The organism is Streptomyces sp. NBC_00459, from assembly GCF_036013955.1.
In the GTDB taxonomy this organism is placed as follows: Bacteria; Actinomycetota; Actinomycetes; order Streptomycetales; family Streptomycetaceae; genus Streptomyces.
Map to the genome: position 1 here is coordinate 3,002,041 of NZ_CP107903.1, position 12,740 is coordinate 3,014,780.

8 protein-coding genes are annotated in these 12,740 nt (G+C 71.9%); 5 read left to right on the forward strand and 3 right to left on the reverse strand.

The features are described 5' to 3' along the window. The first annotated feature begins 54 nt into the window (after window positions 1-54). The 3 genes from OHN74_RS13160 to OHN74_RS13170 all read left to right on the forward strand — a co-directional run bounded on the left by OHN74_RS13160 (window position 55) and on the right by OHN74_RS13170 (window position 5,608). Window positions 55-1,521 carry an MGH1-like glycoside hydrolase domain-containing protein gene (locus OHN74_RS13160; RefSeq protein ID WP_327694757.1) on the forward strand — a complete coding sequence of 489 codons (1,467 nt, stop codon included), beginning with the start codon at window positions 55-57 and terminating at the stop codon, window positions 1,519-1,521. Continuing rightward, complete coding sequence (locus tag OHN74_RS13165; RefSeq protein ID WP_327694758.1) at window positions 1,518-3,455, forward strand: amylo-alpha-1,6-glucosidase; 1,938 nt, start codon at window positions 1,518-1,520, stop codon at window positions 3,453-3,455. Before OHN74_RS13160 ends, OHN74_RS13165 begins: the two co-directional genes overlap by 4 nt. A gap of 254 nt (window positions 3,456-3,709) precedes the next feature. Then, window positions 3,710-5,608, forward strand: a complete 1,899-nt coding sequence (locus OHN74_RS13170; RefSeq protein WP_443060385.1) for a CDP-alcohol phosphatidyltransferase — start codon at window positions 3,710-3,712, stop codon at window positions 5,606-5,608. Window positions 5,609-5,622: 14 nt separating this feature from the next. Here the strand turns inward: OHN74_RS13170 and OHN74_RS13175 are convergent, their stop codons facing one another. Together OHN74_RS13175 and dusB are read right to left on the reverse strand one after the other, a co-directional pair. Continuing rightward, window positions 5,623-6,150 carry a hypothetical protein gene (locus OHN74_RS13175; RefSeq protein WP_327694760.1) on the reverse strand — a complete coding sequence of 176 codons (528 nt, stop codon included), beginning with the start codon at window positions 6,148-6,150 and terminating at the stop codon, window positions 5,623-5,625. A gap of 66 nt (window positions 6,151-6,216) precedes the next feature. Beyond that, on the reverse strand, window positions 6,217-7,371 hold the full coding sequence (gene dusB, locus OHN74_RS13180; protein ID WP_327694761.1) for a tRNA dihydrouridine synthase DusB: 1,155 nt from the start codon (window positions 7,369-7,371) through the stop codon (window positions 6,217-6,219). 65 nt (window positions 7,372-7,436) lie between these two features. On the opposite strand from dusB, the gene OHN74_RS13185 reads away from it, so the two are divergent. Next, complete coding sequence (locus OHN74_RS13185; RefSeq protein WP_327694762.1) at window positions 7,437-8,966, forward strand: MFS transporter; 1,530 nt, start codon at window positions 7,437-7,439, stop codon at window positions 8,964-8,966. A gap of 130 nt (window positions 8,967-9,096) precedes the next feature. Further along, on the forward strand, window positions 9,097-11,844 hold the full coding sequence (locus OHN74_RS13190) for a LuxR C-terminal-related transcriptional regulator (RefSeq protein WP_327694763.1): 2,748 nt from the start codon (window positions 9,097-9,099) through the stop codon (window positions 11,842-11,844). Here the strand turns inward: OHN74_RS13190 and OHN74_RS13195 are convergent. Further along, complete coding sequence (locus OHN74_RS13195; protein WP_327694764.1) at window positions 11,825-12,718, reverse strand: MEDS domain-containing protein; 894 nt, start codon at window positions 12,716-12,718, stop codon at window positions 11,825-11,827. The two genes, OHN74_RS13190 and OHN74_RS13195, sit on opposite strands and share 20 nt — an antisense overlap. Window positions 12,719-12,740 lie beyond the last annotated feature (22 nt).

Consider the following 12,740-nt stretch of genomic DNA (forward strand, 5'->3'; position numbering starts at 1 on the left):
CTCTACGGTGGCACGACCGAACCGGTCGGGCCGAACGTCTTCGGGGAGCCCCGAGTGGATCGCACTGCCCAGCTGACCTCCCGTGCCCGCGACACGGCGCACTCCTTCGTATACGAACCGGACGTTACGACACATGCCCGCCATGCCCTGCACGTCAGGGCGGCCGAGGTGCTGGAGGGCAACTGGACCGGCACCTCGACGGTGCCCTCGCGCGGCCTGTATCCGCACCAGTGGTCCTGGGACTCCGCGTTCATCGCGATCGGCCTGCGTCATCTGTCACCCCTGCGCGCGCAGACGGAGCTGGAGACGCTGCTCTCGGCCCAGTGGGGCGACGGGCGGATCCCGCACATCGTCTTCAACCCTTCCGTCCCGCTCGACGCGTACTTCCCGAGCCCCGACTTCTGGCGCTCCTCGACCGCGGGGCGCGCTGCGGGCGCCCCGCGCACCGTACAGACGTCCGGCATCGTGCAGCCACCGGTGCACGCGCTGGCCGTCTGGCTGGTGCACCAGGCCGACCCCGGTCTGTCCCGGTCGCGCGGCTTCCTCGCCCGTGCCTACCCGCGGCTCGCGGCCTGGCACCGCTATCTGCTGCACCGCCGGGACCTGGGCGGGGGCGGCCTCGCGTCGGTCGTGCACCCCTGGGAACAGGGTATGGACAACAGCCCATGCTGGGATGCCCCGTTGAGCCGTGTCACCCCGGCCCCGGCCCGCTCCTTCCGCCGCGCCGACCTCGACCACGGAGCCGCCGAGGACCGGCCGACCGACCTGGACTACGGGCGGTACGTACGGCTGGCGACGGACTACCGGGACGCCGGATATGCGGACGGCACCGGCGAGTTCGCCGTCGAGGACCCCTCCTTCAACGCGCTGCTGATCGCGTCGGAGCACGCGCTGGCCCGTATCGCCCAGGAGCTGGGCGCGACGGGGACGGCCCGGCACGCCCGCGCGGAACGGCTGACGGCGGCCCTGGTGGAGCGGCTGTGGGACCCGGCGGAGGGGATGTTCTTCTGCCGCGACGTGGTGGAGGGCGCCCTCGTCCCCGAGCGTGGCGTCTCCGGTCTCATCCCCCTCCTCCTGCCCACGCTTCCCCGGGACGTGGCCGCCACCCTCGTCCGTACCGCGCGCGGACCGCACTTCGAGGTCGGCGGCACCGCCCGCCTCGTACCGTCCTACGACCTGCTCGGCGAGGCCTTCGACCCGCACCGCTACTGGCGGGGGCCGGCCTGGTTCAACACCGGTTGGCTGGTGGAGCGCGGGCTGCGGCAGCACGGCGAGCGGGCGCACGCCGACGCGCTGCGCACGGCGCTGCTGGAGACCGCCGACGCCTCGGAGTTCGCGGAGTACGTGGACCCGTACACCGGTGAGGCCTGCGGGGCACTCGGCTTCGGCTGGACCGCCGCGCTCACCCTCGATCTGCTCCACCAACAGCCCTTCGGCGACAGCGACATCAACACCGCATTCGGCATGAGTGACGTGAGTGGCATGAGCGACATGGACGACAAGGGAGGCGAACGGGCATGACGGACCGGCATCATCTGCTCGTGCACGGCGGGACGTTCGCGGCCGTGGGCGACGGCGGGGACATCAGCGGGGTACGCGGAAGCAGCCAGCCCGACGGGTTATTCGTCCGCGACGCACGGCACTTGAGCCGTTGGCAGCTCACCGTCGACGGCGCGGTGCCCGAGACGCTCAGCCCGGTCGCCGACGGGGACACCGCGCGCTGTGTCCTCGTACCGCGCGGGGGCCGTCAGGAGCCGCCCGCCTACACGCTCTTCCGTGAACAGGCCGTCGCGGACGGCGCGTTCGTCGAGGCGCTGCGCGTGACCAGCAACCGTCCGGTGCCGGTGACGGTCCGGATCGCGGTCACCGCCGACGCCGACTTCACCGACCAGTTCGAGCTGCGCTCCGACTACCGGACATACGTCAAGTCAGGTGCCGTCCGTAAACGTGAAGTCCTCGACGACGGCGTCGAGTTCAGCTACCGGCGCGGTGAGTGGCTGTCCTGTACGACGGTCACCGCCGAGCCCGCCCCCGACGGCGTCGAGGAGACCGGCACCGGCGCCCGGCGCCTCGTCTGGACCCTGGATCTCGAACCGCACGGTTCGGCGGAACTGGCACTGCGCGTCGCCGCCCGCCCGCACGGCGCGACCAAGGAGCCGCAGGTTCCCGCCTCTCCCACCGCCGCCAATGACCAACTCCTCGCTCTGGAAGGGGAGTTCGTCGAGGGCGTCGCCTTCCCCACCGGCTGGCCGGAACTGGCGGCGGCCTGCGCACGCGGCCTCTCCGACCTGGCCTCGCTCCAGGTCCCCGCGACGGGACCCGACGGTGAGGAGCTGCGCGTACCGGCCGCCGGCGCGCCCTGGTTCCTCACCCTTCTCGGCCGCGACGCACTCCTCACCTCCCTCTTCGCCCTCCCCTACCGCCCCCAGCTCGCCGCCGCCACCCTCCCGGCGCTCGCCGCGACCCAGGCGACCGAGGTGGGCCCGGACTCCGTGGCCCAGCCGGGCAAGATCGTGCACGAGGTACGGCACGGCGAGCTGGCGCACTTCGGGCAGGTGCCGTACGGCCGTTACTACGGCTCGGTCGACGCGACCCCGCTCTTCCTGGTGCTCCTCGGGGCGTATGTCGAGCAGACCGGCGACACGGCCCTGGCCCTCCGTCTCGAAGCCAACGCCCGCGCGGCGATCGGCTGGATGCTCGACCACGGGGGTCTCACCTCCCGTGGCTATCTGGTCTACCGGGCCGACCAGGGCGGCCTCGCCAACCAGAACTGGAAGGACTCCCCCGGCGCCATCTGCTCGGCCGACGGCACCCGCGCAAGCGGCCCGGTGATGGCGGCGGGGGCCCAGGGTTACGCGTACGACGCCCTGCGCCGTACCGCCCAGCTCGCCCGCACGGTATGGGGCGACGAGGTGTACGCCGCCCTTCTCGAACAGGCGGCGGCCGACCTCCGGGACCGTTTCCAGCGGGACTTCTGGATGCCCCAGCACTCCTTCCCCGCTCTCGCGCTCGACGGCGAGGGCAACCAGGTCGACGCGCTCGCCTCGGACGCGGGCCATCTGCTCTGGTCGGGGCTGCTCGACAAGGAGTTCGGCGAGAAGGTCGGCCGGCGCCTGGTCGAACCGGACTTCTTCTCGGGCTGGGGCGTACGGACGCTGGCGTCGGGCCAGTCCGCCTACCATCCCCTCTCCTACCACCGCGGCTCGGTCTGGCCGCACGACAACGCCCTGATCACGCTGGGCCTGGCCCGGTACGGCCTGCACGACGAGGCCCGTACGGTCGCCCACGCCCTCGTCGACGCGGCGACCGCCACCGGGCACCGCCTCCCCGAGGTCCTCGCCGGTTACGGCCGCGACACCCACGGCGAACCGGTGCCCTACCCGCACGCGTGCGTACGGGAGTCCCGGTCGGCGGCGGCTCCGTTGGCGCTGCTCACGGCGGTCGGGGGCGCCTGAGCGGACGTGCGACGAGGCGTGTGGCCGGTCGCTTGGTGAGGCGTTTGCCCGGTGTTTGCCGGGTGCTTGGACGCGGAGGCTGAACGGAGGCCGAGGGCCCGCCGTACGGGATGGTGGCGGACCTCGGCTCCCACGCCGGGTCCGCCGCTTCCCGCACGGCTTCACACGGAAGGACCTCCGGGGTGCCTCTGTTCACTCGCGCCAACCCATCGACGGACACCACCCCCGAGGGACCTTCCGAGGCATCGTCCGAGATGCCTTCGAGCCAGGGCCAGGCGGTCACCGAAGCAACCGATGCCGCCGATACGGCGGTTGAGGAGCCGGAGGCAAAGGCGCCTACTGAACCGGCCGCGGAACCGGAGGCCGGACCGGTGGCCGAGAAGCCGGCCGCGTCCGCCGACGAGCCGGACACGGCCGCCGAAGCGCCCGCCGAGACCGCCATCGAGGCCACCGACGCCCCTGAGGCGGCCGAGGCCGAGCAGACGGCACCCGAGACCGCGCCCAAGCCCGACTGGCGCACCCGGCGCCCGATCGCCGCCCGCAATCTCGGCTGGGCGGCGACCGCCCTCTCCGCGCTGGTCGTTCTCGTCGCCCTGCAGATGCCGAACACCTTCGGCAACCTGCGGATCACGGAGTTCCTCCGGCTTCCGGCCGAGGCGATCGTCGGGGCCGTCGTGCTGCTCGCGATGCCGCGCCGGCCGCGCGTGATCACGGCGGCGTGCATCGGTGCCTTCCTCGGTGCGGTCACCGTGGTCAACCTGCTGGACATGGGGTTCGTCGAGTTCCTGGGCCGTCACTTCAACGTGCTGCTCGACTGGGCGCTGCTGAGCGACGCGCAGTCGTACCTCACCGACTCCTTCGGTGCCGTGGGGTCGATCGCGGCCACCACCGGGGTGGTCGTGCTCGTGCTGCTCCTGCTCGTCGGAACGGCCTTCGCGACCGTACGGCTCAGCAACGTGCTCGCCCGCCACAACACCGTCGCCACCAAGGCCACGCTGATCGCCGGCACCGTCTGGATCACCTGCATGTCCCTCGGTCTCACGGTCGGCGGGGTGCCGATCGCGTCAGACCACACCGCCGGAGTCGTCAAGGTGCACGCGCGGCGGGTGAGCGACACGCTGCACGACGAGGCGGAGTTCAAGGAGCTGGCGAAGAACGACCCGTTCGCGAAGACGCCCGGTGACCAGCTGGTGCCGGACCTGCGCGGCAAGGACGTCATCTTCACGTTCATCGAGAGCTACGGCCGCAGCGCGATCGAGGACCCGATCATGTCGCCCGGCGTCGACAAGACGCTCGCCGACCAGACACAGGCCCTGACGGACGCCGGGTTCGCCGCGAAGAGCGGCTGGCTGACCTCGGCGACGTACGGCGGCAGCAGCTGGCTCGGCCACTCCACGTTCCTGTCGGGCCTGTGGATCAACAACCAGCAGCGCTACCGCACCCTCGTCAACAGCGACCGTCTCACCCTCCCCGAGGTGTTCCGGCGCACCGGCGACTGGCGGACGGTCGGCGTGATGCCGGGCGTGCAGAAGAGCTGGCCGGAGGCGAAGTTCTACGGCCTGGAGAAGAACTACGCGGCGAAGGACCTCGGTTACAAGGGGCCGAAGTTCAGCTGGTCGACCATGCCGGACCAGTACACGCTGGAGGCGTACCAGCGTCTGGAGCACGGCAGGAAGCAGGCCAAGCCGCTGATGTCGGAGATCATCCTGACGTCGAGCCACCAGCCCTGGGCGCCGCTTCCCCAGACGGTCCCGCAGGACGAGCTCGGCGACGGCACGGTGTTCAACGCGATCCAGAAGGCGGGCAAGGACCCCAAGGACGTCCTCTACAACGCCCCCGAGGCCAAGGCGGAGTACGGCAAGTCGATCCAGTACTCGGTCACCAGCCTCATCGACTGGCTGACCCGGTACGGCACCGACGACACCGTCCTCGTCTTCCTCGGCGACCACCAGCCCATGTCCCGGGTCAGCGGCAGCAACGCCAGCCGTGACGTGCCGGTGTCGGTCGTCGCCAAGGACCCGAAGATCCTCGACAAGATCGCCGACTGGAACTGGACGGACGGCCTGCGCCCCGCCCACAACGCCCCGGTCTGGAAGATGAGCGCGTTCCGCGACAAGTTCCTGACGGCATACGGCTCAACGCCCCACCCGTAAGAAGTCCCCCGGGGTCACGGGGCGGTCATGGCCTCGCGGGCCGCTTCGACGAACTGTGCCAGAAGGTGCTTGAAGCGCTGATGCCCTTCGTCGAAGCGCGCCTGCGCTTCGGGCTCCCCGAGCGTGAAGCGCCACAGGGCTCGACTGGTGTCCGCCGCCGCCTCCAGGACTGTTCCGGCAGCCTCGGCGGGGGCGGCGGGCCCTTCCAGGGAGATGACTCGGACGCTTCGCATGAGGGGGTCGTACGCGCCGCGCAGTTCGCCACGCAGCTCTTGAAGGCCTGTCAGCAGCTGATCCGGATCGGTGGCTTGGACGAACCTGGACTCGGCTCGCCAGTACAACTCACCGAGAACATGGGCCCGTTCCATGAAGTCCAGGTAGGCGGCTCGCCGCAACTCCCGGACCCGGTCGCGCTGTTGGGCCAGCGCCGACGCCTCGGCCTGGGCCCTTGCGGCCCGTACGTTCCCCAGGTTGGTGACCCAGCTCGCGAGCACCGCCGTACCGCCGGTGAAGGCCGCGACCCACACCGCGACGTCCGTCACGCCGACCAGTGTCCGCGAGCCCCGAACGGATGTCGAGAGTGCCTCAGCGACCGGGCCCGCCCCGAATCAGCCCCCGGACGTGTCCAGTTCCGCATCCTCACTCACGCCCGCACAGTCGTACGGGTCCTTCAGCCAGCCCTCCGGCAGCACCACCCGGTTGTTGCCGGACGTACGGCCGCGGGGCCCGTCCGCGCCCAGGGGCCAGCCCTGGTCGAGGTCCAACTCGTCCAGCCCGGAACGGAGTTCCTCCAGGGACGACGTGATGGCGAGACGCTTGCGCATGTCGGAGCCGACCGCGAAGCCCTTCAGGTACCAGGCGACGTGCTTGCGGAAGTCGATGACCCCGCGCGGCTCGTCCCCGATCCACTCGCCGAGCAGCGTGGCGTGCCGGACCATGATGTCGGCGACCTCACGGAGGGACGGGCGCGCGATGTCTTCAGTACGCCCCTCGAAGGCGGCCACCAGGTCCGAGAACAGCCACGGCCGCCCGAGGCAGCCGCGTCCGACCACCACTCCGTCGCACCCGGTCTCCCGGACCATCCGCAGGGCGTCCTCGGCCGACCAGATGTCGCCGTTGCCGAGCACGGGGATCTCCGGCACGTGCTCCTTGAGGCGGGCGATGGCGTCCCAGTCCGCCGTGCCGCCGTAGTGCTGGGCGGCGGTGCGGCCGTGCAGTGCGATGGCCGTCACACCCTCCTCGACCGCGATGCGGCCGGCGTCGAGGTAGGTGATGTGGTCGTCGTCGATGCCCTTGCGCATCTTCATCGTGACGGGGATGTCCCCGGCACCGGACACCGCCTCGCGCAGGATCGCGCGCAGCAGGTGCCGCTTGTACGGGAGGGCCGAGCCGCCGCCCTTCCTCGTCACCTTCGGGACGGGGCAGCCGAAGTTGAGGTCGATGTGGTCGGCACGGTCCTCCTCCGCGATCATGCGGACGGCCTTGCCGACGGTCGCCGGGTCGACGCCGTACAGCTGGATCGAGCGCGGCTTCTCGGTCGCGTCGAAGTGGATCAGCTGCATGGTCTTCTCGTTGCGCTCGACCAGCGCCCGGGTCGTGATCATCTCGCTGACGAACAGGCCTTTACCTCCGCTGAACTCCCTGCACAGCGTGCGGAAGGGCGCGTTCGTGATCCCGGCCATGGGGGCCAGGACGACGGGCGGCTGCACGGTGTGCGGGCCGATCCTGAGGAGGCTTGCGGGTGCGGTGACGGGCGTGGGCATCGGGCCATTCTCGCGCACCGAACGGAGTACAGCCAAAGTCATTAGTTAGCCGTACTATGGACCGCATGTCCGAGCCGAGTTCCCGCCGCCGCATGCTGGTGCTCGCGATCTGCTGCATGAGCCTGCTGATCGTGAGCCTCGACGTCACCGTGCTCAACGTCGCGCTCCCCTCCATGGAGAGGGACCTGGGCGCGAGCGTGGCCGGTATGCAGTGGGCGCTCGACGCGTACACGCTGGTGCTGGCCTCGCTGCTGATGCTGGCGGGCTCGACCGCCGACCGGATCGGCCGCCGCCGGGTCTTCCTGACCGGGCTGGTGCTGTTCACGCTCGGCTCGGTGCTCTGCTCGCTCGCCCCGAGCCTCGACTGGCTCATCGTGTTCCGCATGATCCAGGCGATCGGCGGCTCGATGCTCAACCCCGTCGCCATGTCGATCATCACCAACACCTTCACCGACCCGCGCGAGCGGGCCCGGGCGATCGGGGTGTGGGGCGGGGTGGTCGGCATCTCCATGGCCGCAGGCCCGATCATCGGCGGCCTCCTCGTGGACTCCGTCGGCTGGCGCTCGATCTTCTGGATAAACCTGCCGGTGGGCCTCGCCGCGCTTCTGCTGACCCTGCGGTACGTCCCCGAGTCCCGGGCGCCGAAGGCCCGCCGCCCGGACCCGGTCGGCCAGGTCCTGGTCATCGCGCTGCTCGGCTCACTGACGTACGCGATCATCGAGGCGCCCGGTTCACCGGTCACGCACACGCTCGCCTTCGGGGCGGTCGCCCTGGCCGCGCTGCTCGGGCTGCTGTACTACGAGCCCCGGCGCACCGAACCCCTCATCGACCTGCGGTTCTTCCGGTCGGTGCCGTTCAGCGGGGCGACCGTGATCGCGGTCAGCGCGTTCGCGGCGCTGAGCGGGTTCCTGTTCCTGTCGACGCTGTACCTGCAGAACGTGCGGGGGCTGTCCGCGCTGCACGCCGGTCTGTGGATGCTGCCGATGGCGCTGATGTGCTTCGTGTGCGCGCCGATCTCGGGGCGGCTGGTCGGCAGCCGGGGACCACGGTTCTCGCTGCTCATGGCCGGGGTCTGGATGACGGCGAGCGGGGTCCTGTTCGCCGCCTTCGACGCGGAGACGTCGAACGTGACACTGGTCATCGGGTACTTCCTGTTCGGCCTCGGCTTCGGCTTCGTCAACGCGCCCATCACCAACACGGCCGTCTCGGGCATGCCCCGTTCCCAGGCCGGGGTGGCCGCCGCGGTCGCCTCCACCAGCCGCCAGACCGGCGGCACGCTGGGGGTCGCGGTGATCGGCGCGGTGCTGGCCTCCGGGATCGGGGCGGGCTCGTACAAGGAGGTGTTCGCCGCCGCGGCGCGGCCCGGCTGGTGGATCATCGCGGGCTGCGGTCTGGCCGTACTGGTCCTGGGCGCCGTCACCACCGGCGACTGGGCCCGGCGGACGGCGGAGCGGGCGGCAGGACGTCTGGAGGACGAGGACGGCGGAAGCGCGGGCGGCAGGGGCGAGGGCGACGCGAGCGAGGACGGCACGCGTGAGGACGGGGGCGGGAAGAAGGGCGCGCGAGGTGCGACGGGGGCGCGCACCACGAGGTGAGCCGTTGCTGTAACCCATTGCCGACGATCACCGTTGAAGATCACGCAAGGGCACCAGCAACTCGTCGAACTCGAAGAGGGCGTGGCCGATCGTGGGGGCAGTCGGGTCGCGGCGCACGGTCGGATTCCCCGTGCCGGCAACCAGTTTCGTGGGCCGGCGCGCTGAACTCGCGCAGGCCAGAAGGCTGTTGGCCGCCACCCGGCTGCTGACTCTCACCGGTCCCGGAGGGGTCGGCAAGACCCGGCTCGCGGCGCGGGTGGCGGAGGGGGCCGTACGGGGTTTCCCGGACGGGGTCCGGCTGGTCCCGCTGGCCGCCGTGCGGGACGGCGCGCTGGTGCCGCACGCGGTGGCGGACGCGCTCGGCATCCGGGACGAGACGGGCCGGGCGCCGCTGGACACAGTCGTCGGGCATCTGCGCGACAGACGCCTGCTGCTGGTCCTGGACAACTGCGAGCATCTGACGGACGCCTGCGCCTCGCTGGTGGCCGCCGTGCTCGGGGCGACCGGGAGCGTCCGTGTACTGGCCACCAGCCGCCATCGACTCGGCCTCACCGAGGAGCGGCTGCTCCCGGTGCCCCCGCTGGCGACTCCGGCCCCCGGGGACGTCCTGCCCGGCAGGGAGTTCCCCGCGCTGCGTCTGTTCGCCGACCGGGCGGCGGCCGTGGCACCGGGTTTCAGGATCACCGATCACAACCGGGCAGCCGTCGCCCGCCTCTGCAACCGTCTGGACGGCCTCCCGCTGGCCATCGAACTGGCGGCCGTACGGATGCACGCCCTGGGTGTGGAGCAGCTCGACGAACGCCTCGGCGAACACCTGGGCGCCCACTACCGGCTCCTCACCTGCGGCAGCCCCGCCGCTCCACCTCGCCACCAGACCCTCCGCTCGGCCGTGGACTGGAGCCACGACCTGTGCACCCCGGCGGAGCGACTCGCCTGGGCCCACCTGTCGGTGTTCACCGGCGGCTTCGACCTGGCGGGGGCGGAGGCGGTGTGCGGTGACTCCGTCGGAGGGAGGCCGGGCAGGGCGCACGAGGGCGGCGCCGACGGTGAGCCCGACCCGGCGGGAACGAGTCGCTCCGCTGGTGGGACGGGTACGGGGACGGCCCAGCCGGACACGACCCGCTCGTACGGCGAGCCCGACCCCACGTCGTCGACCCCGGCCGACGACAGGACCGGCAAGGCCCGGACGGACACGGCCCGGACGGAGACGACCCGCCGCCCCTACGACGACCCCACCCCGGCGGCGACAACTCGCGCGAGCGAGGCACCGGCCCGGCCCGGAGGCCCTGCCGACCCCGGAGGCCGAGCCGAAGCCGTCGGTGCCGACAGCAGCACCGGACAGACCAGGAGGAACCACACCGGAGACGAGCCCGGCTGCGCGGAAACAACCCACACCGACCACGGGACCGGCACGGCCCGCCCCTCCTACGGTTCTCCGGCGGCGACGACCCGCGCGAACGGACCGCCGACCCGGGCCAAAGGCCTGACCACCACCGGAGCCCGAGCGGAAGCGGCCGGTGCGGCCTCCGGTGTCACGCGGGCCGCCGTGCTGGATGCCGTGATCGGGCTGGTGGAGAAGTCTGTGCTGGTCAGGGAGGTGGGCGGGATCGGAGGGGCGAGCGGTACCCGGTATCGGATGCTCGCTCTTCTCCGGGAGTACGGGCTGGAGAAACTGGAGGCGCTCGGGGCGGCCGGGGACACCCGGCGGCGGTTGTGCGCGCACTTCGTGCGGGTCGCGGAGGAGCATGAGCGGAGTTGGTTCGGGCCGGACCAGCCGGGCACGCTGGCCGGGTTGCGCGCCGAGCACGACAATCTGCGCGCGGCGCTCGACTTCTGTCTGACCACCCCCGGCGAGTCCCCACGCGGGCTGCGCCTGGTCGGCAGCCTGTGGTTCTACTGGATCGCGCGTGGCGCCTGGGCGGAGCTGCGGCACTGGTGGCAGCGGCTCCTCCTGCGCGGGGGCCGGCGCCCGCCGCCCGAACTGACCCGGGCCCACTGGGCCGCCGCCCTGATCCCGCTGGTCCGCAGCCGTACGAACGCCGTACTCCGGGCCGGCGTCCCGCACCCCCCGACGTCGGCCCCGCACGAGCTGCCGGACGTCAGACCACTGGCCGACGCCCTGGGGCACCGGACAGGGCGTGTCGGGGACGACGAGCGCCGACTGCTCGCCTTCCATCTCCTCAGCCGTGTCGAGATGGCGGCCACGTTCACCTTCCACGGCCGCCCCGAGCACGCCGTGCCGCTGTGCGTGGACGCCCTCGCCGTGTGCGAGGCGTACGGCGAGCAGTGGGTCCGCTCGTACGTCCTGGGCGCACTCGCCACCGCCCACTGGGCCCTGGGCGAGCACGAGGCCGCCGCCGAGAGTGTCCGGCGCTGTCTGCGGCTGCCGTACGTCACCGGTGAGCCGCACGCCGTCGGCGGCGCCCTGGAGATACTGGCCGTCGTCACCGCCGCCAGGGGCGACACCGAGCGGGCGGCCGTGCTGCGGGGCGCGGCGCACCGCATCCGGTGCGACCTCGGCCACGTCCCGCGGACAGGGCGCAGGCAGGCCTGCGGGACACCCGGCGACGGCCCGTACGGCGAGGCCCATCGGCGGGGTTACGAGCTGTCGGTACGCGAAGCCCTCGCGTACGCACTGGGCGAGCCGCGCACCGCAGCCGCACGGGCCGCCGTACCGTCGGTGCCCGACACCGGGCTCACCCGCCGCGAGCTGGAGGTGGCCGCGCTGATCGCGTCGGGCATGACGAACCGGCAGATCGCGGATCGGCTGGTGATCTCCCGGCGTACGGCCGAGGGGCATGTCGAACGCATCCTCGCCAAGCTGGGTTTCGCGGCCCGGAGCCAGGTGGCGGCCTGGTTCAGCGGCCTGTCCCGCTGACCGTTCCCGACTCCGGGTCCGCTCCCGGTCCCTGCTCCGTTCCCGGTCCCTGCTCCGCTCCCGGTTCCTGCTCCGCTCCCGACTCCGGCTCCGGCTCGCCGTCTGCCGCTGCTTCTGTTTCCGTGCGGAGCCTCAACTGCCTTACGTCGTCAGCGCCGAGGCCTCGGAGGACCGCTTCGAGGATGGGGCCGCAGCGGACGTCGAGTGTGTCGCCGTCGGGCAGGTCCCGGGCGAAGCCGATGAGCTGCCAGGCGGTGTGCGCCTCCATGTAGAACAGGTCGGTCAGGTCGAGGACGTACCGGAGCGGGGCGGCGCCGTCGGCGGGGATCACTTCGAGGGCGTCGAGGTGGGCCATCACCTGGAGCGGATGGACCGTCCGCATCGCGGCCACCAGGTGGTCGGTGTACTGGTGGCGGCTGTACCAGCACATCGCGGTGAGGCGCGGATCCACGAACAGCGGTTCCATACAGGCCTCGTAGTCCAGCAGTTGGTCGTCGCCGACGCCGGCCCGCTGCCCCCAGGCCATGTCGGCCCCGACCCGCAGCCCTGGCCACCCCTCCGCCCACACCCGCTCCAACTCATCGGAGTAGAGCCGGAATTGGCGCTCCCTGGAGAAGCTGCCGTCGGGGAGGTACACGGCGGTGTTGCGCAGGATCTCCAACTGACCGCTCCGACAGGCGGCTTCGGCCTGTCCGGTGCCCGCGTCGAGGCGGGCGAGGGCGTCGTCGTCGCCCACGTCGGCCGGGTCGAGGACGACCAGCACCTTCTCGCCACGGGTCAGTCCGGTGCGGGTGTAGGCGGTCAGCACCTGCCAGTGGGCCTGGGCGTCGGGCACGTCCAGACAGGCGTGATCTCCGGGGCGCAGCGCCTGCACGGGGATGCTTCGGGCGGTCGCG